At 70.4% G+C, this 22,915-nt stretch carries 23 protein-coding genes; 8 read left to right on the top strand and 15 right to left on the bottom strand.

Features of this window, described 5'->3' with window-relative positions; genetic code table 11:
- Positions 1–52: 52 nt before the first annotated feature.
- Entirely contained in the window at positions 53–793 is a 741-nt protein-coding gene (locus ACFHVL_RS15850; protein ID WP_416628656.1) for an SDR family NAD(P)-dependent oxidoreductase, read from the top strand.
- A gap of 108 nt (positions 794–901) precedes the next feature.
- Positions 902–1,219, top strand: a complete 318-nt coding sequence (sugE, locus tag ACFHVL_RS15845; RefSeq protein ID WP_416628655.1) for a quaternary ammonium compound efflux SMR transporter SugE — start codon at positions 902–904, stop codon at positions 1,217–1,219.
- A gap of 147 nt (positions 1,220–1,366) precedes the next feature.
- Here sugE and ACFHVL_RS15840 read toward each other — a convergent pair whose 3' ends face one another.
- The gene (locus tag ACFHVL_RS15840; RefSeq protein ID WP_416628654.1) at positions 1,367–2,425 is read right to left on the bottom strand and encodes an NAD(P)H-dependent flavin oxidoreductase; all 1,059 of its coding nucleotides are present in this window, start codon (positions 2,423–2,425) and stop codon (positions 1,367–1,369) included.
- 120 nt (positions 2,426–2,545) lie between these two features.
- On the opposite strand from ACFHVL_RS15840, the gene ACFHVL_RS15835 reads away from it, so the two are divergent.
- Both ACFHVL_RS15835 and ACFHVL_RS15830 read left to right on the top strand, forming a co-directional pair.
- The gene (locus ACFHVL_RS15835) at positions 2,546–3,169 is read left to right on the top strand and encodes a TetR/AcrR family transcriptional regulator (protein ID WP_416628652.1); all 624 of its coding nucleotides are present in this window, start codon (positions 2,546–2,548) and stop codon (positions 3,167–3,169) included.
- A 54-nt stretch (positions 3,170–3,223) separates the two neighbouring features.
- Positions 3,224–3,946, top strand: coding sequence for a hypothetical protein (locus ACFHVL_RS15830; RefSeq protein ID WP_416628650.1), 723 nt, complete (start codon positions 3,224–3,226; stop codon positions 3,944–3,946).
- Between the two features lie 15 nt (positions 3,947–3,961).
- On the opposite strand, the gene ACFHVL_RS15825 is transcribed toward ACFHVL_RS15830, so the two are convergent.
- The 14 genes from ACFHVL_RS15825 to ACFHVL_RS15760 all read right to left on the bottom strand — a co-directional run bounded on the left by ACFHVL_RS15825 (position 3,962) and on the right by ACFHVL_RS15760 (position 17,522).
- Positions 3,962–4,435 carry a YybH family protein gene (locus ACFHVL_RS15825; protein ID WP_416628649.1) on the bottom strand — a complete coding sequence of 158 codons (474 nt, stop codon included), beginning with the start codon at positions 4,433–4,435 and terminating at the stop codon, positions 3,962–3,964.
- Between the two features lie 11 nt (positions 4,436–4,446).
- Positions 4,447–4,899, bottom strand: a complete 453-nt coding sequence (locus tag ACFHVL_RS15820) for a hypothetical protein (protein WP_416628647.1) — start codon at positions 4,897–4,899, stop codon at positions 4,447–4,449.
- Complete coding sequence (locus ACFHVL_RS15815) at positions 4,896–5,927, bottom strand: oligopeptide/dipeptide ABC transporter ATP-binding protein (RefSeq protein ID WP_416628645.1); 1,032 nt, start codon at positions 5,925–5,927, stop codon at positions 4,896–4,898. Before ACFHVL_RS15815 ends, ACFHVL_RS15820 begins: the two co-directional genes overlap by 4 nt.
- Complete coding sequence (locus tag ACFHVL_RS15810; protein WP_416628644.1) at positions 5,924–6,739, bottom strand: ABC transporter ATP-binding protein; 816 nt, start codon at positions 6,737–6,739, stop codon at positions 5,924–5,926. Before ACFHVL_RS15810 ends, ACFHVL_RS15815 begins: the two co-directional genes overlap by 4 nt.
- Complete coding sequence (locus ACFHVL_RS15805; RefSeq protein WP_416628643.1) at positions 6,717–8,243, bottom strand: MFS transporter; 1,527 nt, start codon at positions 8,241–8,243, stop codon at positions 6,717–6,719. The genes ACFHVL_RS15810 and ACFHVL_RS15805 overlap by 23 nt, the downstream gene beginning before the upstream one ends.
- A 3-nt stretch (positions 8,244–8,246) precedes the next feature.
- Positions 8,247–9,182: a VOC family protein gene (locus ACFHVL_RS15800; RefSeq protein ID WP_416628718.1), complete on the bottom strand. Its 936-nt coding sequence runs from the start codon at positions 9,180–9,182 to the stop codon at positions 8,247–8,249.
- A gap of 11 nt (positions 9,183–9,193) precedes the next feature.
- Positions 9,194–10,255 carry a quinone oxidoreductase family protein gene (locus ACFHVL_RS15795; protein WP_416628642.1) on the bottom strand — a complete coding sequence of 354 codons (1,062 nt, stop codon included), beginning with the start codon at positions 10,253–10,255 and terminating at the stop codon, positions 9,194–9,196.
- Between the two features lie 22 nt (positions 10,256–10,277).
- Complete coding sequence (locus tag ACFHVL_RS15790; RefSeq protein ID WP_416628641.1) at positions 10,278–11,240, bottom strand: ABC transporter permease; 963 nt, start codon at positions 11,238–11,240, stop codon at positions 10,278–10,280.
- Positions 11,237–12,202, bottom strand: coding sequence for an ABC transporter permease (locus ACFHVL_RS15785; protein WP_416628640.1), 966 nt, complete (start codon positions 12,200–12,202; stop codon positions 11,237–11,239). The genes ACFHVL_RS15790 and ACFHVL_RS15785 overlap by 4 nt, the downstream gene beginning before the upstream one ends.
- Positions 12,203–12,232: 30 nt before the next feature.
- Positions 12,233–13,201, bottom strand: a complete 969-nt coding sequence (locus ACFHVL_RS15780; protein ID WP_416628639.1) for an LLM class flavin-dependent oxidoreductase — start codon at positions 13,199–13,201, stop codon at positions 12,233–12,235.
- A 124-nt stretch (positions 13,202–13,325) separates the two neighbouring features.
- Positions 13,326–14,924, bottom strand: a complete 1,599-nt coding sequence (locus tag ACFHVL_RS15775) for an ABC transporter substrate-binding protein (RefSeq protein ID WP_416628638.1) — start codon at positions 14,922–14,924, stop codon at positions 13,326–13,328.
- A gap of 60 nt (positions 14,925–14,984) precedes the next feature.
- Positions 14,985–15,311, bottom strand: coding sequence for a hypothetical protein (locus ACFHVL_RS15770; protein WP_416628637.1), 327 nt, complete (start codon positions 15,309–15,311; stop codon positions 14,985–14,987).
- Between the two features lie 25 nt (positions 15,312–15,336).
- The gene (locus tag ACFHVL_RS15765; protein WP_416628636.1) at positions 15,337–16,602 is read right to left on the bottom strand and encodes a DUF4437 domain-containing protein; all 1,266 of its coding nucleotides are present in this window, start codon (positions 16,600–16,602) and stop codon (positions 15,337–15,339) included.
- Positions 16,603–16,661: 59 nt separating this feature from the next.
- The gene (locus tag ACFHVL_RS15760; RefSeq protein ID WP_416628634.1) at positions 16,662–17,522 is read right to left on the bottom strand and encodes an HpcH/HpaI aldolase/citrate lyase family protein; all 861 of its coding nucleotides are present in this window, start codon (positions 17,520–17,522) and stop codon (positions 16,662–16,664) included.
- Positions 17,523–17,680: 158 nt separating this feature from the next.
- Here ACFHVL_RS15760 and ACFHVL_RS15755 point away from each other — a divergent pair, with 158 nt between their 5' ends.
- The 4 genes from ACFHVL_RS15755 to ACFHVL_RS15740 are packed head-to-tail and all read left to right on the top strand — an operon-like array spanning position 17,681 to position 22,790.
- A complete protein-coding gene (locus tag ACFHVL_RS15755) occupies positions 17,681–18,880 on the top strand; it encodes a CaiB/BaiF CoA transferase family protein (protein ID WP_416628632.1) in 1,200 nt (399 codons plus the stop codon).
- Between the two features lie 53 nt (positions 18,881–18,933).
- On the top strand, positions 18,934–19,818 hold the full coding sequence (locus tag ACFHVL_RS15750; protein ID WP_416628630.1) for a cyclase family protein: 885 nt from the start codon (positions 18,934–18,936) through the stop codon (positions 19,816–19,818).
- On the top strand, positions 19,811–21,298 hold the full coding sequence (locus ACFHVL_RS15745; RefSeq protein WP_416628628.1) for an MmgE/PrpD family protein: 1,488 nt from the start codon (positions 19,811–19,813) through the stop codon (positions 21,296–21,298). The genes ACFHVL_RS15750 and ACFHVL_RS15745 overlap by 8 nt, the downstream gene beginning before the upstream one ends.
- Before the next feature lie 10 nt (positions 21,299–21,308).
- Entirely contained in the window at positions 21,309–22,790 is a 1,482-nt protein-coding gene (locus ACFHVL_RS15740; protein WP_416628627.1) for a dihydroorotase, read from the top strand.
- Positions 22,791–22,915: the final 125 nt, after the last annotated feature.

Below are 22,915 nucleotides of genomic sequence, written 5' to 3'. Positions count from 1 at the left end.
GTCCGCTAGGCTGGTGAATATTGTGTCGACCGATACAGAAATGAGGACGGACATGACAGGACTGGCAGGAAAGGTCGCGCTCGTCACCGGGGGCAGCCGGGGGATCGGAGCCGCGATCGCCACCCGGCTGGCGCAGGACGGCGCCGATGTCGCCCTGACCTACCTCAGCGCCGGGGACCGGGCCAAGTCCGTGGTCGCCGACGTGGAAGCGGCCGGCCGGCGTGGATTGGCGATCGCCGCGGACAGTGGCGACGCGGCGGCGGTGATCGGTGCCGTCGATCGGACGGTCGAGGAGTTCGGCCGGCTGGACATCCTGGTGAACAACGCCGGGGTCTTTCCGTACGGATCGGTGGACGAGGTCAGCCTCGAGGAGCTCGACCGCACCCTGGCCGTGCACGTGCGAGGGGTCTTCCTGGCCAGCCAGGCAGCCGTTCGGCACATGGGACCGGGTGGACGGATCATCAGCATCGGCAGTTGCTTCGCCGAGCGGGTCCCCTATGCCGGTGTCAGCCTCTACGCGATGACGAAGAGCGCACTGATCGGCATGACCCGCGGACTGGCTCGGGATCTGGGTCCACGTGGGATCACGGCGACTGTCGTGCACCCTGGCTCCACCGACACCGACATGAACCCCGCCGACGGTGAGGGTGCCGACCACGAGCGCGGCTTCATCGCTGTCGGTCAGTACGCCTCGCCGTCGGACATCGCCGCGACAGTCAGCCACCTGGCTGGTGAGGGCGGACGGTACATCACCGGAACCGCGATCGCGGTCGACGGCGGGTTCGCGGCCTGACGGACCGCGTCGGCCCCGGCCGGGGTGCCCGTCAATCCGACGAGGGCTTGGCTGACCGTCCGGACTTGTGCTCGTACGGGCGAAGTTGATCCTGAGGAGAGAGTACGTATGGCATGGGTCGTCCTGGTCTTGGCCGGGCTACTGGAAGTCGTATGGGCGAGCGCGCTCAAACACACCGCCGGATTCACCCGGCTGTGGCCCTCGGTGCTGGCGATCGTCACCGCAGGGCTCAGCTTCTTCATGCTCGCTTGGGCGATGAAGAGCCTGCCCGTTGGGACGGCCTACGCGGTGTGGGTGGGGATCGGCGCGGTCGGTGTGGTCATCGCCGGGGCGGTCGCCCTGCAGGAGAGTCTCAGCCCGGTGCGGCTGCTCTTCCTCGGGCTGATCGTGGTGGGAATCATCGGGCTGCGCCTTGTGGAGGAGTGAAGCCCGACCGGTTCCCAAGTCGGCGGTGATCAGCGGTAGCCAGGTGGACGACGTACCGGCGATGTCTGTCCCGCGCTGACCATCTGGTGATGAGCACCGGTGATCGGTGGACGCCTAGGCCACCGATCACCGGACCACCCGCAGTAGTCATCCTTCGAACAGCCGACTCCTCGCCTCGGCCAGCGCCGAGCGGATCTCGGCAGCGATCCGGCGCACCAGGTCCGCTGCCGGAAGCTCACGGACCAGCGAGTGTGCCTGACCGGCCCAGAGGTGGACACTGTCCGTATCACCGGCGATCAACGCCGCACGTCGCAACGGTGCGGTCAGATGGTGTACGTGTGGATAGGCGGCCGGAGGCGGTGTGGCGGTGTGGCGTCGGACGAATCCGTTGACGATGGCTCGGGCCCGGCGACCGGTGAAGGCGCGGGTCAGGGTGGTCTCCTGGGAGCCGCCGATCTCGGCACGGTGGATGGGGTTCGTGCCCGCCTCGGGGCAGCGCAGGAACGCCGTCCCCAACTGGGCGGCGATCGCACCGGCGGTCAGCGCGGCGGCGACCGATGCGCCGTCCGTCAGGCCCCCGGCGGCGATGACGGGCAGCCTGCTGGCCTGCCTGACCAGTCGGAGCAGCACAAGTAGCCCGTATTCGCCGATGCCGTCGTGGTCGGTGAAACCACCACGGTGTCCGCCGGCCTCGATGCCCTGCGCGACAAGTGCGTCGGCGCCGATCGCCTCGGCGGCCACTGCCTCTCCCGGCGTGGTGACGGTGACCAGAACACTGACCCCGGCATGATGCAGTCGGTCGATGGTCGCGCCGGTAGGTAGGCCGAACACGAACGAGACCACCGGCACGCGCTCGGCGCACAGGAGCTCGATCTTTTCGTTGAAGTGGTCGTCGTCGGCCTCGGGCTGACCGAGCGCAACATTTAGCCGCGTCGCATCGGATTGCAACGCTGCCGCATAGGAGGCGAGGGCGCCCTGGTCGATCCGGGTCTCACCGGATGTGAAGACGTTGACGCCGAACGGCGCGTCGGTCAGCTGACGCACCTGCCGGATCTCCTCGTGTACCTGGTCGAGTCGCTTGTAGCCGGCAGCGAGGAAGCCCATGGCGCCAGCTCGGGCAACCGCTGCGACTAATCGGGGGGTGGACGGTCCGCCGGCCATCGGGGCAGCGATGACGGGGACACGGAGTGAGGGAAAAATAGTCATTTGGTGCTCCAAACTACTCTTTGAGATTTTTATACCATTCAACCGCCGGGAACGCGATACGCTGTTCGTCGCGAATAGCGGTCGGCGCGAACACCTATCCTCGAAAAAGGTGAGATGGGGATGCAGATGGCGAAGCGGGGTCGACCACGTACCTTCGATCGTGCGGTGGCGCTACGGCGCGCGATGGAGGTCTTCTGGCGGCGCGGCTACCAGGGCGCGTCGATGGCCGAGCTGACGGCCGCCATGGGCATCGCCTCACCTAGCCTGTACGCGGCCTTCGCCAGCAAGGAAGCCTTGTTCCGGGAGGCGGTGGATCTCTACAACGCCACCGAGGGGTTGGCCCCGCAGCGGGCGCTGAACGGTCCCGGCGGTGCGCGACAGGCGATCGAGGCGATGCTGCGGCACAACGCGCGGGCCTACACCGATCCGGCGAATCCCACCGGCTGTCTGGTGGTCCTGGCCGCGATCGGCGGCCTGCCGGACTCCGACGAGGTCAGTCGATTTCTCGCCCAGTGCCGGCAACGTGACGTCGATGAGATCTGCCGGCGCATCAGGCGCGGGATCGACGAGGGCGACCTGCCTGGCTCGGTCGACCCGGAGCCGCTCGCGCGGTTCGTCGGTGCCGTCGTTCAGGGCATGTCGGTGCAGGCGCGCGACGGTGCCAGTGTCGCCGACCTAAACGGGATCATCGACTGGGCGATGTCGGCCTGGGACGTTCTGGTGCCGGAGCGGACCCTCCCATAGGATCGGAACGGCGTTCCAATCCGGGGCGTGGAGTGCGGCGGCAGGGGCATCGACATGAGCATCAGCCAGGCCATCGAGCCGGTGGCCGGATTCGACCTGCACAGCTTCGCGATCCTGCTGCACCTGCTGCTGTTGACCTTCTGGCTCGGCACTGACCTCGGCGTCTTCTACGCCAGCCGGTTCATCGTCGATCCGACCGGGTCGCCCGCTGGGCGGGCCGTCGCCGCGAAGATCATGCACGTCATCGACCTGTCGCCGCGGATCTGCCTGGTGCTGATGCTGCCCAGCGGGGTGACCCTGATGGCCGCCAGCGACCTCGGACGGGAGATCTTCGCCGGTTGGCCGCTGGCGCTGGCCTGGCTGATCGGGCTCGGCTGGCTGGCGGTGATGCTCACCGCCTTCCGGGGACCCTCCGGCGGGCTCGCCCAGCGGGCCGACATCACCATCCGGATCGCCGTGGCCGCCGGACTGCTCGCCGCCGCCGGCTATGCCCTGGTCGCCACCGCGCCGTTCGGGGTGGACAGCAACCCGCGCTGGCTGGCCGGCAAGGTCGCCGCGTACGCGCTGTGCATAGTCGGCGGTCTGCTGATCCGAGTCACTCTGCGACCGTTCGGGCCGGCGTTCGCACGGCTGATGGCCGACGGTTCGACCCCGTCGACCGAGGCGGCGATCAGTGGATCGATCGCCCGAGCGGTGCCGTGGGTCTTCTTCGTCTGGGCGATGGTGCTGGTCGCCACCGTCCTCGGCGTGGTCAAGCCGGGCATGCTGCCCGGCTGACCAGCCGCACGATCGTCAGGTCGCTGCCGGGGTGACCAGCCAGTCGCCGACCCCGTACGGGTCGGCCAGCGGCTGCGACGCGTGCTCGTGCACGATCCGCCACCGGTCGGTGTCGCGACGCAGCACCCAGGTCAGCCGCATCGGCACGGCCCGCTCACCGGCCACCGTCCGGACCGACATCCGTACGGTGGCGCTCAGGCTGGACAGCGCCCCCGCTTCGCCGGCGGCGTCACCGTCGGTGCCGTGCACCCACGGACCGTCGGTGATGTCGACGGCGGTCACCGACATCGCGGCCGCGCAGAAGTCGCGCCAGCCCTTGGCGACCGCGGTGTGCCCGACGGTCTGCCAGCGTGGCCCCTCGACGAACACGTGCAGGTCCTCGACACCGGCGTAGCAGTCGACGATCGCGTCGGCGTCACCGGCGACGATCGCCGTCAGCAGCGTGTCGAGCGCCCCGCGTGGGGTCGCCGGATCCGTGGCGTTTCCCATCGGTTGCCTCCTCAACGCCAGTCCGCAGGCACGCCGTCGGCCCGTCGGGTCTCCCGGATCACCGAGATGCCGATCAAGGTGTCGCCCTCGAACCGCTGCCACAGTCGCAGTTTCTCGTCCGAGGTGACCATGGTGACCAACTCGTCGACCCGTACCCCGGTCTCCTGCCAGTGGCCAGTGAAGAACAGCGCCCGGTCGTCGAGCACGGTCGCGGTGCCGGTGAAGCCCGCCATGCCCAGGTCGAGGGTGCCGTCGTCGGCGAGTCGGCCCCGGAAGTCCGAGATGCGTTCCTGCGCCGTCCCCGGCCGGTGGACCAGCCGTTCGTACCAGAGCGGCCCGTCCAGGCGCAGCTCCTGCCGGCTGTCGAAGGTCTCGATCACCTCACCGGTAGGGGACAGGTGGGTGTACGTCCCGTCCCACACCCCCAGGGACCGTTCCAGATACTCCCGCATTGACACCGTCACGGCTGCTCCTTCTCTTGTCGTCGAACATCGGGGTCGGTGGCCGGGACCCGGTGGCAGGCGACCGACCGGCCGGCCGCCATCGGCAGCAGTGGTGGCGTCACGTCATGACAGACCGGCAAGGTGACCGGGCAGCGGGTGGCGAACCGGCAGCCGGCACCGGTCAGTTCGGCGTCCGGTTCACCCGCCGGACGGGAGCGCACCGCCGGCCGGGTCCGAGGGTCCGGGTTGGGAATCGCCTCGCGCAGGGCCCGGGTGTACGGGTGGGCCGGTTCGGCGAGGATCTGCTCCGTCGGACCGATCTCCACCAGCGTGCCCTGATACAGCACCGCGATCCGGTCGGCGACCCGGGACACCACCGACAGGTCGTGGCTGATGAACAGCAGGGACAATCCGAACTCGGTCCGGGCGCGGGCCAGCAGGTCCACCACCTGGGTCGCCGAGCTGGAGTCCAGGCTGGCGGTGGGTTCGTCGGCGACCAGGAACGACGGCGACAGGATCAACGCTCGGGCCACGCAGACCCGCTGCAGTTGCCCGCCGCTGAGTTCGTGTGGATAGCGGTCCAGCATCATCTCGGGCAACCCGACCAGGCCGAGCAGTTCCCGGGCCCGGTCGATCCGCGAGGACTCGTCGCCGATGCCGTTGACCCGCAGCGGGTCGGTCAGCGCGGCGGAGATGGTGAAGCGCCGGTTGACCGAGGCGTACGGGTTCTGGAACACCAACTGCATCCGGCGCCGCAGCACCCGAAGCTGCGCCTCGGTCAACGCGGCGGTGTCCTGCCCGTCGAAGACGACCTGCCCGGCGGACTGCCGGTTGAGCTGTAGCAGGATTCGGCCGAGGGTGCTCTTGCCGGAACCCGACTCACCGATCAGCCCGACACTCTCGCCGGTGGCGATGTCCAGATCGACGTCCCGCAGCACCAGCGGCAACGCCGCCGCCGACCACCAGCGGCCGTCCCCGCCGTACCGGTGGTTGATGCCCCTGGCGGTGACCAGCGGCGCCCCCGGAGCCGTGGTCTGCTGCCCGGTCATGACGCCGCCCCGCTCGCGATCCGGGGCAGCGACGCCATCGACGCCAGCAGGTGCCGGGTGTAGTCATGGGTCGGCTGTTCGAACAGCGAGATCACGTCGGTGTCCTCCACCACCTCGCCCCGGCACATCACCAGCGCCCGGTCGCACAGTTCGGCGACCACCGGCAGGTTGTGCGTGACGATGATCAGTGAGAAACCCAGCTCGGCCTGGAGCGCGTGCAGCAGATCCAGCACCTGGGCCTGGGTGGTGACGTCCAGGCTGGACGTCGGTTCGTCGGCGAGCAGCACCTTCAGCCGTGGGCTGGAGCAGGCCAGCGCGATCATGATCCGCTGTAGCTGGCCCTGGCTGAACTCGAACGGGTAGCGGCCCAGCTTGTCCCGGGCGTCGATGCTGACGCTGGCCAGCGCCCGCAGCATCGTCTCGGTGTACCGCGACCGGGGCAGATCCGGCTGGTGCAGCCGAAACGAGCGGCGGAACTGGTCGCGGATGGAGAACGCCGGATTCAACGCGTTCACCGGGTCCTGGAAGATCATCGCGATCTCTGAGCCACAGCGGGCCCGGAACTCGCGCCGACTCAGCGACCGCAGGTCCGTGCCGTCCAACCAGATCCCGTCGGCCCGCACCACTCCCGGCGGGCGGATCAGCCCCAGCACCGCCTTGAGCAGGGTGCTCTTGCCCGATCCGGACTCGCCGACGATGCCCAGCTTCTGCCCGGCCGGCACGGCGAGCGACATCGGCGCGACCGCCTCGACGCGCTGCGCGCCGCTGCCGTAGCTGACCTGCAGATTCTCAATCACAAGTCTGTCGCTCATACTCACCTTCCTGCTTGTCGACGGCGCGGGCGGCATCGTCGGCCGCACGCTGGACGACGTCGTCGGCGGCTACCGGACCCTGGACGACCACGACCACGACCACGTCCACCGGGCGCTGGCCGGTCAGCGCGGCCGCCACCCGACGGCGGATCAGCCACGCGGCCGGTAGCAGCGCGACCCCGGCGAACAACAACGTCACCTGCAACGGCGACAGTGCCCCCACCCCGCCGGCCACCCCCACCTGCTGGTAGACGCTGCCCAGCACGGTGACCCCGACCACCGACCCGACCTGGCGGGCCAGGCTCAGGTTGGTCAGCGCCGAGGGCAGTGCGGCGGGCCGCACCAGGCTCATCGCCGCCGCGGTGTCCCCGGCGAACAGCACCCCGACGGCGAGACCGATCGGCGGCAACGACAGCGCGAGCACCACGAGTGGTGCCGCCCCGGCGGCCCCGACGACCAGGTAGGCGCCCGCCAGCCACAGCGCCGCCAGCGACATCAGGGCGCCCAGCCCGAAACGTTGGGTGAGCCGGCCGGCCAGCTGACTGCCCACGGGGATCAGCGCCATCGTGGCGAACACCGCCCAGCCGGCGACCGACGCCGACATCTCCCGCTCCACCTGCAATGACAGGCTGAGCACGTACCCGCCGCCGGCGACCACCGCGTTGTACGCCACCCCCGCGACGATCAGCGCACCGAACCCGGCGTGGCTGAAGACCCGCAGGTCGAACGCCGGGAACCGGGTCCGCCGTTCGACGACCAGGAACGCGGCGGCCACCGGCACGGCCAGCCCGACGCTGGTGGTGACCAGCACCCAGTCCGGGTCGGGCCGGCCCGCCTCCAGAATGCCGGCGCAGGCCAGGCAGACCGCGGCGCCACCGGTGAGCATGCCGACCAGGTCGAGGCGACGGCGGTCGACGACCACGTCGGCCAGCCGACTGGCGAGCAGTAGACCGGCTGCCGCGGCGACCAGCTCCACCAGGAAGATCAGCCGCCAGCTGACCGTTGCGGTCAACAGTCCGCCGATCACCGGGCCGACGAAGATCCCCGCCGAACTGATCGTCACCCAGGCGGCGACCGCGCGTACCCGCTGGTCGCCAGCGACGTTCGCGTCGAGTAGCGCCGCCGAGTTGGGAATCATCATCGCGCCGCCGGCACCCTGCAGCACCCGTGCCACGACGAGCAGCCAGAACGACCCGGCGACCAGCGCCAGCAGGCTGCCGGCCCCGAACAGCACCAACCCGATCTGGTAGCCCCGGCGCCGGCCGACCCGGGCTGCCAACGCACCGGCGCTGGGCAGCACCGCCAGGTTCGCCAGCATGAACGTGACGAACAGCCAGCGGGCGGCGGTCTCGCTGATGCCTACCTCGCGGGCCACCGTCGGCAGGCTCACCGTCAACGCGGTGTTGTCCAGCATCACCAGGCCCAGCCCGATCGCGCAGGTCAGCGCCGGGAGCGGGACACCACCTGCGGGCTGTGCCGGGATTCGACCGGCGGTACGGGTCACCGGTCAGCCACCTGTCCGGACGAACAGTTCGATCGCCTCGCCACCGGTGCCCAGCAACAGCCGGCTGCGGGCCGGACCGTGCACCGGCAGCTCGACCGGCGTCTCGTCGGCCACCGGGCGGCCACCGGCCCGGCACAGCGCCGCAGTGGCGGCGTCGAGGTCGTCGACCTCGAAGGTGATCGAGTTGATGCCGGTACGCGGCGGGGCGGCATCGGTGAACGCGCCGGTCAGGCCGATGTACTGCACGATCTCCACCCGGCCGCCGTCGCCGTGTCCCGGCGCGTACAGGTTGACGTCGCGCAGCCGTACACCGCCCGGCACGTGGAAGAACTCGGCCATGCCGGCGATCGTCCTGTCGAACCAGACCCGCAGCCCGAGGGCGGTGTAGCAGTCCGAGGCGGCCTGCGCGTCCGGTACGTGCACGGCGACCGTCTGCACCCGGTGCGGGCCGCCACCGGGGCCGGAGAACCCGGTGGCGTCCTCGACGATCTCGAACACGTCCAGCACCGTGCCGTCCGGGTCGTGCGACAACGAGTCCCAGACGGTGATCTCCGGGGTGATGCTCCAGCGGCGGGGCTCGGACAGCACCAGAGCGGCGTCGTCCTGGATCCGGTGGCGTACCTCGTCGATTCGGTCGACCCGCAGGTTCAACGCATAGTGGCCGTGGTCGCGCCGGTTGTCGCCGGTGCGGGCCGGGCCGGCAGGCGCGGCCCAGCCGGACAGCCGCAGCAGTCCCGAGGTGGCCCCGGACGGGCCGAGCACGGCAACCGACGCCGGGCACGCCTCGGCCGACCCCCACAGCCGGGCGGTGCCGGTGCCGTCGTCGTCGGCGGTGTGCAGCACCTGGTAACCGAAGGCGCGGGTGTAGAACGCGATCGAGGCGGCCAGGTCCCGGACACCCAGGTTGACGTACCTGACCTCGCTGACCGCAGCCGCCATCGGCACCACGCTCACCTGACCTGGACGACGAGGTTGCCGTACGCGGTGCGATCGCGCAGCATCCGCAGCCCGTCGGGCAGTTCGCGCAACGGGAGGGTGGCGCCGACGACCGGCCGCAGGTCGCCGTGGGCGGCCAGCCCGAGCACGTCGCGCACCGACCTGCGGGTCCAGCTGGACGCCCCGGCGATGGCGATCTCCCGGATCGTCGACTCCTTGAGGTCGAAGTCGCCCCGGTCACCGGACATGTAGCCGCCGACGATGATCCGCCCGTGGTGGCGCATCGATCCCATGAACCGTGGCCAGGTCCCTGCCCCGGAGATGTCCAGCACGCAGTCGATGCCGGCGCCGTCGGACAGCTGCGCGAAGCTGGCCGACCAGTCGTCGTCGGCGCGGTGGTCCAGCACCAGCTCGACGCCGAGCTCACGTAGTCTGCGGGCCTTGTCCGGCCCGCCGGCGGTGGCCGCGACCCGGGTGCCGGCCAGTTTGGCGATCTGTACGAGCATCGAGCCGACCCCGCTGGACCCGCCGGTGACCAGCACCGTCTCGTTCGGCCGTAGCTGACCCCGGACGACCGCCATGTGCCAGGCGGTGCCGCCGGAGACGGTCATCGCGGCCGCGTCGGCGTACGACACCTGGTCCGGGATGCGCACCGCGAAGCCGGCCGGCACCCGGGCGTACTCGGCGTAGGCGCCGTCGATGGTCCGGCCGAACTTCGGCGCGTCCGGTGCGGCGGCGACCTGGCAGGTGTTCTCGTTGCCGCCGACACACTCGTCGCAGTCGCCGCACGCCCAGCGGTAGTGCACGGTGACCCGTTCGCCGACGCGGTGCGTGGGGGCACCGGGGCCGGCGGCCACGATGACTCCGGCCGCTTCGATCCCGGGAATCATCGGGTACGGCCGTTTCAGGTCGGGGCCTTCCCAGTCGCCCCGAACGAGCTGCATCTCGGAACTGTTCAGCCCGATCGCGTGGATCTCCACCAGCACCTCGCCGGCGGCCGGCTCGGGCACCGGCACGTCATCGAACTCCAGTCGGTCGGCCCTGCTCCGGTGCAACCGCCACGCCTTCATCGCCATCTGCCCCTGATCGTCGGTTCGGTCACTTGGCTGCCCGCCGGCTGCGCGGGTCGAGTTCGTCCCTGGCGACGTCCGCCAGCACATTGAAGGAGAGCGCGGTGACCGCGATGCCCAGGCACGGGAACGCCGCCAGCCACCAGGCGCCGAGGGTGATGAAGCGGCGTGCGTCGTGCAGGATGGTGCCCCAGCTGGCGTCCGGCGGCTGCACGCCGAGGCCGAGGAAGGAGATCGCCGCTTCGATCTCCACGGCGATCGCCACCGCGAAGGCAGCCTGCACGATCAGCGGTGCGCTGATGTTCGGCACCACGTGGCGCAGCAGGATGGTCCAGCGTGGGGTGCCGTAGGCCCGGGCGGCCTCGATGTAGCTCTCCCGCAGTTCGGCGAGCACGCTGGCCCGAGCCACCCGGGCGAACAGCGGGATGAAGACCAACCCGATCATGCTGGAGATCAGCAGTGTCTTGTTGGTGCTGGCCAGCCGGGCACCGACGATCGTGGTGACCACCGGCACCAGGACCAGCAGCGGGAAGGCGAGGATCACGTCCATCGCCCGCATGATCAGGCCGCCGCCGATGTTGCCGGCCCATAGCGCGGCGAGCAACCCGAGGGCGGCTCCGGCGAGCGCGGCGATGGTCACCGAGACGATCGCGATCACCAGGGAGACGCGGGCGCCGGCCAGGAACCGGCTGAACACGTCCCGACCGAACTGGTCGGTGCCCATCCAGTACTCGCCGGACGGCGGCTGCAGCGCACCTCCGGGCATCGAGTCGGCCGGATGTGGTGCCAGGTACCCGCCGACTGCCGCGACCAGCAGCAGCAACGCCACCACGGCCAGGGAGAAGACGCCGAGCGGGCGCCGGCCGATCGCGGCCAGCAGCCGGAAGCCGGCCCGGGACCGGACTGCCCCGGACAGCGTACGGCGGGTCGTCCGCCGCGTGGGCGGTGGCGGTGGCGGTGCCGGGGTTGCCTGGATCGGTGTGCTGGTCACTGGCCACCGCCTTCGTAGCCGGCCCGGATACGTGGGTTGAGCACTCCGTACAGCAGGTCGATCGCCAGGTTGATCAGCACGAACACGGTCGCGACGAAGAGCAGCACGCCGATCACGATCGGGTAGTCGCGGCTGTCGAACGAGTCGATCAGCAGGCTGCCGAGGCCGGGGATGCCGAAGACGGTCTCCACCACGACCGAACCACCGAGCAGTGAACCGGCGATCACCCCGAGGACGGTGACGACCGGCAGCAGCGCGTTGCGTAGCGCGTCGAACCAGGTGACCACCAGGCCGCTGACCCCGTAGGCGCGGGCCGCGGCGATGTAGTCCTGGCTGAGCACCTCGATCAGGCTGGCCCGCGACATCCGGGCGACCAGGGCGATCGGCGGGGCGGCCAGCGCGAACGCGGGCAGCAGACTGTGCCGCAGGCTCGCCACCGGGTCGTCGGTGAAGCGGACGAATCCGCTGTACGGCATGGCGTTGGTCAGGTACCAGCCGAACAGCAGCACGAAGCCGATGCCGATCACGAAGCCCGGTACCGACATGCCGATCAGCGAGATGGCCCGTACGGCGTGGTCGACGATGCTGTTGCGCCAGACGGCGGCGGCGACGCCGAGCGGGATGCCGATCGCGATGGTCAGTGCCAGCGCGACCAGGGCTATCTGCGCGGTGACCGGCAGCCGGTTGGCGATCAGTTCGGTGACCGGGGCCCCGGAGGCGTAGCTGGTGCCGAGGTCGCCGCGGAGCAGGTCACCGAGCCAGGAGAGGTACTGCACGACGACGTTGCGGTCGAGTCCGAGTGTCTGACGCATCGCCTCGACGGCTTCCGGGGTGGCTTCCAGTCCGACCCGCAGCCGGGCCGGGTCGCCGGGTGCCAGCCGCAGCAGCCCGAAGGAGAGCATGCTCACCATCAGCAGCACCGGTACCGACACGGCCAGTCGTGCGCCGATCAGTCTGAGCATCTGGTCACCACCTTCCTGTCGGCTGCCGGGTCAGCCGGTGACGTCGGCCGCGAACTCGGCGTAGACCCGGGCCGGTTCGGCGTCACCCTGCGGGTCGAGCACCGCGGCGGGGGAGAGGATCGGTACGTCGACGCCGGCTTCGCGCAGGGCGGCGACCCGTTCCCGTACGTAGGACCGGGGGCCGGCGATGGCGACCTGGTCGACACCGGCGTCGCTGATGCTGCCGTCGGGCAGGATCTCCACCCCGCTGGCCTGGTAGAGCGCCCGGTAGAAGGGGAAGCGGGTGTAGCGCGACACGAACGGCCGGATGATCTCGCGGGCCCGGTCCCGGGACTCGTCGACGATCACGTTGACGATGGCGTAGACGGTGGCCTTGTCGGCTCCCGGCGGCCGCTGCGCGGCGAGCGTCGCGGCGACGGCGGTGGCCCGGGAGGCCGACGCGTGGCTGAGTACCACGCCGTCGGTGGCCGCGCCGGCCAGCTTGCACATCGGGTCGCCGAGCGCGCCGAGGATGATCGGCACCCGGGCTGCTTCCCGGTGCCCCCAGGGCAGCGGTAGCCCGGTCACCTGGAAGCTGGGGTTGCGGACCTGGATCGGTGCTCCGCCGGAGGTCAGGCAGGCGCGCAGTGCCTCGACGTAGTGCCGCATGTAGGTCAACGGCCGGTCCATGTCCATTCCCAGGCCGGTGACGTTGACCTCCTGGTGGCCGGTGCCGAGACCGAGCACGAACCGTCCGTCGGTCAGGTCGGCGAGGTTGGCCACCGCCATCGCCATCTCGTACGGGTGGTGGAAGTAGATGTTGGACACCGCCGTACCGAGGGTGATGTCCGGGCCGAGGACACTGGTCAACGCGGCGGCGGTGGAGAAGATCTCGCTGTAGGTCTCGGTGAGGAAGATGTGGTCGAACGGCCCGCCGGCGAGCTCGCCGCTGATCCGCACCAGGTCCCGGGGGCCCCGGTGCCGGGGGTAGTAGAAGATCGTCCCGAGTTCTGCTGGCATCGGATTCCCTCTCGTCGCTGCTGGTGCCGATCGCCCGGTCCGGGTCGAGGTGCCGGTGGCGCCGTCGATGTGGGTGGGTCCGCCGTCGGCGGGCGGTGGACCCACCACACGTCCGGGCGGTCGGTCAGTCGGTGCCGATGGTCGGTACGTTGTGCAGCCAGGCCAGGTTTGACGGGGTGTAGCCGGTCAGGTCCTTGCTGAAGCCTTCGGTGTACTGGGCGCTGACCAGCTGGATCTGTCCCAGGGTGACCAGGTCGTACTCCTGCACGGCACGCCACGCTGCGGCGGATTCGTCGCCGGCCGGTGCCCGCTGGGCGGCGGTGAGCAGTTCGTCCATCTGCGGGTCGGTGAACCGGTTCCAGTTCGGTACGGACTCCGAGTGCAGGCCGATCGCCGGGTAGTCGGGAGCGAAACCGGCGGTGACACTGACCGGGGCCGTGGTGAGCAGCAGGTCGTACTCCTGGTCGAGTAGCCGGGGCACCATGGCACCGAAGTCCATCGGCTCGATCTCCACCTGGATGCCGGCCGCCGCCAGGCTCTGCTGGATGATCGCCGCCGCGTCGACCAGCGCCGGCAGGTTGTTGACCACGAAGTTGAGCGGCTCGGCCGGGGCGGTGGTGGCCTCGTCGAGGTGGCTCTGTGCCTGCGTGGTGTCGCCGCCGTCACCGTAGAAGTCGCCGAGTTCCTCGACGTGGTAGCGCGATCCGTAGGACAGGTAGGTGGAGGCCGACCGGGCGGCGCCGTCGTAGACGGTGTCGATGATCGCCTTGCGGTCGACGGCCCAGGCGATGGCCTGACGCACTTCGGCGTCGGCGGTCGGCCGGCCGTCCTGCATGTTCGGGTAGAGGTAGACCCGAGTGACGTTGCCGGCGGCGACCTCGGCCTGCTGGCCGGAATCGCGGACCAGGTCGAGCAGTGCGGGGGCCAACTCCGGCGCGATGTGACTGGTGCCGTTGCGCAGGTTCGCCACCCGGGTGGTGTCCTCCGGCACGACGTGGAACTCGATCGCCTCCAGCGCCGGTGCGCCGCCGTAGTAGGTCTCGTTGCGAACCAGCCGAATCTGCTCGCCGGCCTGCCAGTTCTCGAACGAGAACGGCCCGGTGCCGACCATGTCACGCGACAGGTTGTCGTTGGGCTGGTAACCGGCGGCGGCCGAGACGATCGGGACCATCGCGAGCTTCTCGGGGAAGTAGGTGTACGGGTTGTTCAGGGTGAACGTGACCGTCTGGTCGTCTGTCTTGGCGACGTCGGCTACGGCGCTGACGGCGGAGGCCCAGACCGAGGAGTTGTCGGTGTCGCGGACCTGCTCGAAGGTGAACAGCACGTCATCGGCGGTGAACGTCTCACCGCTGTGCCAGGTGACGTCGTCGCGTAGCGGCACCGTGTAGGTCAGGCCGTCGGCGCTGACCTCGGGCAGCGCGTCGGCGAGCTGCGGCTCGACCTCGGTGGTCTGTTCGTTCCAGTCGAAGAGGCTGTCGTAGACCATGCGGTAGACGCGCTGCGCGGGGGTGTCGTTGAGCGAGAGCGGGTCCAGGGTGCTCGGCTCGGAGAGCACGTCGATGCGCAACGTGGTGATCTCTTCGGCGGCTTCGGTCGTTTCACCGCCGGAGCCGCAGGCGGCGAGGGCGATGCTGCCAGCGGTCAGCGCGGCCAGTATGGCGGCGTCACGACCTGAGCGCCTCCGGGGGCGTCGCCGACTCGCGGCGAGTCGAACCTGAATCATCGCAGAACTCCTGTCGATTATTTTCACCAGCGGAAGGGTGAGGAATTTGATCGAGCTGATTCAGTGTCGACGGCTGAAACCGACGTCGACTGGCGGGTCGGTGACGATGCGGGTGTCCAGGAATTCCCACCACTCGTCCTGGCTGACCCGTTCCGTCTCCCATGTCTTGTCGCTCTTCAAGGTGGCCAGCGCTGCCCGGTATTCTCCCCAGGCGGCCTCGTCGCGGAATGCGGCCCAGTTCTCAATCACGTATACGTCGCCAATGACGCTGTAATACCAGTTGACCGATTCCACCATGGGCAGGTCGTCGTAGAAGAACCGCTCCCGTTGCTCCAACCAGGACCAGAATCCGGGCATGTTCTGCCGGGCCCGGGCGGAGAGCTTCATGCGGTAGACGAGGTGTATCACCAGATCACATCCCGTCGCCGTCCCAGCGGCCGCGGGAGCGGCTGCGGACCGGCAGGCTGGACAGGATCGGTCCGGGGACCGGGTCGCCGGCCGACCAGGTACGTCCAGCGCCCCAGTTGTGCGCGTGCGCCCAGGTGCGCTCGTCGGCGTGCGCCAGGCTGCCCGGCTGAGCCCCCCAGTCCATCGCCGGCGGCACCGGATGGTGGTCGTGGCCGCTGTCGTGTCCATGACCACCGTCGTGGCTGTGGCTGTGGCTGTGGTCCGGCCCGTGGCCGCCTTGCAGGTTGGCCGCGTCGATGGCCTTGGCGATGGCCATCAGCGACGGGTCGATGCCCAGGCCGTGCGGCACGAAGTGATCGTCCGGCGCGCCCTGCTCGTGCTGGAACTTCCAGGCCTGCTGGAGCCGATCCAGGTCCGGGCCGGTACGCCAGGGCTGGGCGAGGTCGTGGCTGGACTGCGACCAGCGCAGCGGCTGGCCCTCGGGGCCGGGCCCGTAGTTGAGGGCCTCGCCGCCCCACCGGACCCACTCGTTCTGGGTGTACCAGTTGAACAGTTCCCCGTCGGAGCGCAGCAGCCAGGTCGCGCCGCCCTCCATCGAGGTGAAGTGGCCGTGCTTGACCCGCGCCGGGCGGAAGAAGTACGTGCCCAGGTCGAGGGTGCCGAAGTTGTACTCCATGTGCCCCTGGGTGGTGTATGCCTCCTCATAGCAGGGGTGGTGGGCGAGCCGGTGGTCGGACCAGCCCTCCTCGGCGTAGACCAGCCGGGTGTAGAAACCGGTGATCGGGTCGACGTGCAGGTACTTGATGAACAGCCCGGGCATCGGCCCCGGGTTGGGCACCGCGTCGAAGTTCATCGCCGCCGAGTCGATGACGATCACGTCCTCGCGGGCGTCGGTCCAGCGGGGCGCGGCCGGCGAGTCGACCGGGTCGAAGCCGGCGTCGCCGTACTCCCGGTAGTGCAGCACCCGGCTGCCCTCGGTGAACCGCACCGACTCGGTCGGCACGCCTCGGGGCAGGTAGAGGTAGCCGCCTTGGCCGATGGTGCGTCCGCCGTAGGTCAACGCGCCGTCGAGCACGTAGAACTCGGTGTTGGCGTGATGGATGCCGGGTCCGCGACCCCAGTCGGTGTGGAAGTCGAGCCGTAGTGAGGACGAGCCGTCCTCCTCGTCGACGGAGAGCCGGCGTTCGCTGGCCCGCCCTTCGCCGCCCGGCAGCTCGGCGGCGTGCCAGACGTAGTCGTCCTCTTGGATCAGCTCGACGTGTGGTCGCACAATCTGCCTCCTTCAGCCGGTGGCCCGGTCGACGTACTGCTGCTGTGGCGGTGCTGTGGTCAGCGCCGCCGGGCGAGTTCGAGGGTTCGTTCGGCCTGCCGTACCACGGCGAGGTCGACCATCCGGCCGTCGGCGCCGACGAAGACGCCGGCACCGGCGGCGAGCGATTCGCGGTACGCGTCGACCAGCTCGCGGGCCCGGCGCACCGCCAGCGGGTCAGGGTCGAAGGCCGCGTTGACCACCGGCACCTGGGCCGGGTGGATGCAGGCTCGGCCGACGAAGCCGAGCCGGGCCAGTTCCCTGGTGGAGGCGGCCAGTGCGGCCAGGTCGCGGTAGTCGGTGTCGACCGGGGCGACCGGTGGGGCTATCCCGGCGGCGGCGCTGACCAGCACGATCTGGGTGCGGATCGGAGCCCACTGCCGGCCGTCGGCGTCCGGGTCCAATCCGATCCCGGCGGCCAGGTCGGCCTCGCCGACCTGGAGTCGGGCCACCCGGGGGGCGCGGGCGATGTCGCGGGCGTCGAGGATTGCGACGGCGCTCTCCAGCAGCGGTACGACGGCGAGCGCGCCGAGGGCCAGGCCCTGGTCACGTTCCCGTCGGGCGAGCAGTTCGTCGATGGCGATCAGTTCGTCGCGTGTCTCGGTCTTGGCGACCATCACCCCGGCGAGGCCGCGGTAGGGCAGCGCGGTGAGGTCCTGATGTCCGGCGGCACCCGGGTTGATCCGTACCCAGATCTCTGGTTGCGCGGTGAGCTCCCGGTCGGTGAGCCAGTCGGCGACGATTCTGCGGGCCTGCTGCTTCCCGCTTGGTGGAACAGCGTCTTCCAAATCGATGATCAACGCGTCCGCGCCGCGTCCGGTGGCCTTGCGGAGCTTGTCTGGATCGTCGCCCGGTACGTAGAGGTACGACCGTGAAACCACGCTGACCTCCTGATTCCGCTTCCTGGAACGCTGTTCCGCTGAGACTAGGTACGCGGCATCCTGTCGTCAAGACTGGTCTTTGACGGCGGCATCGGCCAACATCTAGGGTCAGATCGGAAAGCCGTTTCGTAGAACGGAACAAGTGAGGGGTGGTGTTCGTGCCAGCAGGACCACTCGCCGGCATCCGGGTGCTCGACGCCTCGACGATCCTCGCCGGACCGCTGGCCTGCCAGATCCTCGGCGACTTCGGTGCCGACGTCATCAAGATCGAGCACCCGACGGCCGGGGACGGCATGCGTGGCCACGGCCCGGCCAAGGCCGGCGCCCCGATCTGGTGGAAGGAGATCTCCCGCAACAAGCGCACGATCGGGCTCAGCCTGTCCGCACCCGAGGGCGCCGAACTGTTCCGCCGGCTCGCCGCCACCGCCGACGTGGTCGTGGAGAACTTCCGCCCCGGCACCCTGGAACGCTGGGGCCTCGGCCCCGATCAGCTCACCGCGGCCAACCCCGGCCTGATCCTGCTGCGGATCACCGGCTTCGGCCAGACCGGCCCGTACGCGGCCCGCGCAGGCTTCGGCACCCTGGCCGAGGCGATGAGCGGCTTCGCCCACCTCACCGGGCAACCCGACGGACCACCCACCCTGCCGGCGTTCGGCCTGGCCGACTCGATCTGCGGCATCGCCGCCTCGTCGGCGGTGTCGATGGCTCTGCTCGCCAGGGAACGCCACGGCGGTCAGGGCCAGGTCATCGACCTGAACCTGCTCGAACCGATCATGACGGCCGTCGGCCCCGGACCCAGCGTCTACCAGCAACTCGGCACGGTCGGTGCCCGACATGGCAACCGGTCGGTCAACAACGCCCCCCGAAACACCTACCGCACCCGTGACCAGCACTGGGTGGCCGTCTCGACCAGCGCCCAGGCCATCGCCGAACGGGTGATGCGCCTCGTCGGCCACCCCGAGGTGATCGACGAGCCGTGGTTCGCTGCCGGTCACACCCGTGCCCGGCACGCCGACCTGCTCGATGGCTACGTCGGCGGGTGGATCGCCGCACGAACCCGCGACGAGGTCGTCGCCGCGTTCACCGAGGCGGGTGCCGCCATCGCCCCGATCTACACCGCCCGCGACATCGTCGAGGACCCGCACGTACGGGCCACCGAGATGCTGGTGACCGTCCCCGACGACGACCTCGGACCGCTACTGCAGCACAACGTGCTGTGGCGCATGTCGAAGACCCCCGGCCGGGTCCGGTTCACCGGACGCGAGATCGGCGCCGACACCGACAGCGTGATCGGCGACGAACTGGCGGTGCCCCCCGAGGAACTCGCCGATCTGCGAGCCCGCCATGTCGTGCGCTGATCCGACCCGCCTGGACCGGATCAGCGTCCACCCCACGAACCCGACGAGGAGACATGACCACCGACATCAGTCCAGCGGCCATGCCCCTGACCAGCCCGGCGACGCTACCCGGCACCCCGGCCACCCCACTGCTGGACGCGGTCCGCGCCGGCCTGCGGGTGATCGACCTCGGCCGCCGCCTCACCGTCGGGATGCCGCAGTCGCCCAACCACCCCGCCTATTGGCATTCGCTGCCCCGCCGGCACGGCGACGTCGTGCGCGCCGACGGCGGATCGGCCGCCAACGACATGATCACGATGGGTACCCACGTCGGCACCCACATCGACGCGCTCGCCCACGTGTCACACGACGGGCGGCTGTACGGCGGCGTCCCGGTCGAGGCGGCGTTGACCGGCGGCCGCTACGCCGACCTCGGCGTACACACCATCGCGCCGATGGTCCGCCGTGGTGTGCTGCTCGACGTACCGGCCACGCTCGGCGTCGACCGGCTCGACGCCGGCTACGAGATCACCGTCGCCGACCTGACCGCAACCGTCGAGGGCCAGGGCGTCGACGTCGGTCCCGAGGACGTCGTGCTGCTGCGCAGCGGCTGGGGGCAGCACTTCGACAGCGGCGACCGGCAGGCATTCATGGGGCAGGAACACGGGGTCCCCGGTGTCGGTGAGGCGGGCGCCTACTGGCTCGCCGACCGTCGGGTGCACGCCGCCGGCGCGGACACGATCGCCTTCGAACGCCTCGCCCCCGGTGCCGGCCATGCGTTGCTGCCGGCCCACCGGGTGCTGCTGGTCGAGCGGGGGATCTACCTCATCGAGACGATGGACCTGGAACAGCTCGCCCGCGAGTCGGTGCACGAGTTCCTGTTCGTCTGCGCGCCACTGGCCTTGTTCGGTGCCACCGGCTCCCCGGTGCGTCCGCTGGCGGTGGTCACCGGTGGCTGAGTCGCCGCTGGCCCAGCGGACACCGGCGGTCGAGTCGCCGCTGGCCCAGCGGACACCGGCGGTCGAGCCGACGCTGGCCCAGCGGATAGCCGACTTCGCGGTCACCGCCGCCACCGACGGCGTGCCGGGCGAGGTGGCCGTCAGCGTCGGACAGCGGGTGCTGGACATCCTCGGCCTCTGCGTCGCGGCACACCGGCTGCCGACCAGCGCGGCAATCATCGACCACGTACGCGACCAGGGCGGCCGTCCGCAGGCCACCGTGATCGGCGCCGGCGGGCAGGCCAGCGCCGCACACGCCGCGCTGGCCAACGGCGTACTGGCGCACTCCCTCGACTACGACGACACCCACCTGCCGTCGGTACTGCACCCCAGCGCCGCCGTCGTGCCGGCGGCGCTGGCCGCCGCCGAACACTCCGGGGCCAGCGGCCCGTGCACGGCGCGGGCGATCGCCGCCGGCCTGGAGGTCGCCGTCCGGCTCGGCATGGCCGGCTACGACCGGGAACTCGGCAACTCGGTGTACTTCGAGCACGGCCAGCACGCCACCTCGATCACCGGGGCGATGGGCGGCGCGGTCGCCGCCGCGCTGATCTACGGCGCCGACGCCGACGGGGTCCGGCACACCCTCGGGCTGACCGCGTCGATGGCTGCCGGGATCATCGAGGCCAACCGCACCGGCGGCACCGTCAAACGGCTGCACTGTGGGCTGGCAGCGCAGGCGGCGGTGACCGCCGCGCAGTTGGCCGCCCGTGGCTTCACCGGCCCGCCGACCGTGCTGGAAGGCCGGTTCGGCTTCTTCCAGGCCTGGCTGCACGGCCGGTTCTTCCCCGAGGAGGTGACCGGCGGGCTGGGTGAGCGATGGTCGGTGCCGGACATCTTCTTCAAGCCGTACCCGGCGAACCACTTCACCCACGCCGCGATCGACGCCGGTCTTGCGCTGCGTGCCCGTGGCGTGCGCCCCGACGACGTCGAAGCGATCACGCTGGCCGTTCCAGCCGCCGTGATCCGCACCATCGGCGAACCGATCGAGGTCAAACGCAACCCGGACACCGGCTATCAGGCCCAGTTCAGCGGCCCGTACGCGGTGGTCGCCGGCCTGCTCGGCGGCGGGGGCCTCGGAGTCGGCCTGGACGACTTCACCGACGAACTCGCCCGGGACCCGGCCCGCCGGGCGTTGACCGCCAAGGTGGTCCTGGTGCCCGACGCCCGCTGCGACGCGATCTACCCGCAACAGTTTCCGGCGATCGTCACCCTGCGCACCAGCGACGGCGCGACCCTCGTCGAGGAGGTGCTGGCCAACCGGGGCGGGCCGTGCCGGCCGCTGAGCGACGACGAACTGGCCCGCAAGTTCGGCGACAACGTGGCCGGTCGGCTCACCCCGCAGGCCGCCGACGCGGTCCGCCGTGCGGCGGCGGCGTTGGACACCGCCGACGACGTCACGGCGCTGCTGGCGCCGTTGTCGACCTTCACCACCGGCAGCTAGGAGAGGCGCGATGAGCCAGCTGGACCTGATCATCACCAACGTCGGGGTGGTCCTCGACGACCAGCCGCGACCGCAGGACCTGGACATCGGCATCGCCGGCGGCCGGATCGCCGCCCTGGCACCCGAGCTGGCGGCCACGGTCGACGGGACCGCCGCCGGCACCCGCGTCGTCGACGGGCGGGGCCGGCTGGCGTTCCCGGGTGTCGTCGACGCCCATCAGCACTGGGGCATCTACCGGCCGCTCGGCGAGGACGCGTACAGCGAGAGTCGGGCCTGTGCCCAGGGCGGGGTAACCACCGCGCTGACCTACATGCGGACCGGGCAGTACTACCTGAACAAGGGCGGACCGTACGCCGACTTCTTCCCCGAGGTGCTGGCAGCCACCGACGGCCGGGCGGTGGTCGACTACGCGTACCACCTGGCGCCGATGAGCCGGGAACACATCGACGAGATCCCGATGCTGGTCGGCGAACACGGCGTCACCTCGTTCAAGGTGTTCATGTTCTACGGCAGCCACGGGCTGCACGGGCGCAGCCAGGACCAGAGCGCGTTCCTGATGACCCCGCCGGGGGAGCGGTACGACTACGCCCACTTCGAGTTCGTGATGCGCGGTATCGAGGCTGCCCGGCAGCGGTACCCGGAGCGGGCCGAGGCCATCTCGCTGTCGTTGCACTGCGAGACCGCGGAGATCATGAGCGCGTACACCCGGATGGTGGAGGGCGACGGAAGTCTGCGCGGTCTGGAGGCGTACCACCGGTCCCGCCCGCCGCACTCGGAGGGCCTGGCGGTGACCATCGCCGCGTACCTGGCGCACGAGACTGGTCTACCTACGATCAACCTGCTGCATCTGAGCTCGCGCAAGGCGGTCGAGGCGGCGCTGCTGATGGCGGGGACCTTTCCACACATCGACTTCCGGCGGGAGGTGACCATCGGGCACCTGCTGGCGGACTGTCACAGCGCGCACGGCCTCGGTGGCAAGGTCAACCCGCCGCTGCGTCCGCGCGACGACGTCGAGGCGCTCTGGTCGTACCTGCTCGACGGGAAGATCGACTGGGTGGTCAGCGACCATGCCTGCTGCCGTGACGAGCTGAAGTTCGGTGCCGACCGCGACGACGTGTTCCTGGCCAAGTCGGGGTTCGGCGGTGCCGAGTACCTGCTGGCAGGGATGGTCAGCGAGGGCGGCCGGCGCGGCCTGCCGGTGAACCGGATCGCCCGGCTGACCGCCGGCAACCCGGCCCAGCGGTACGGGCTGGGTGCCACCAAGGGCTCCATCCGGCTCGGCCTGGACGCCGACATCGCGCTGGTCGACCCCGGCCACACCTGGACGGTACGGGCCGCAGACTCCGAGTCGGTCCAGGAGTACACCCCGTTCGAGGGCTTCGAGCTGACCGCGAAGGTCACCGACACGTTCCTGCGCGGCCGGCAGATCATGACCGACGGGGTGGTGACCACCGAACCAGCCGGCCGGTATCTGGCCCGCCCGACGACCTGAGCCGGCGGCCTCGCGCTGGCCTCGCGCTGGCTTCGCGCTGGCTTCGCGCTGGCCTCGCGCTGGCCTCGCGCTGGCCTCGCGCTGGCCTCGCGCTGGCCTCGCGCTGGCCTCGCGCTGGCCTCGCG

This window comes from Micromonospora sp. LOL_023 (assembly GCF_048060115.1).
Classification (GTDB): Bacteria; Actinomycetota; Actinomycetes; order Mycobacteriales; family Micromonosporaceae; genus Micromonospora_E.
The sequence above is the reverse complement of the archived record's forward strand: the minus strand, read 5'-3'. Positions and strand labels throughout refer to the sequence as shown.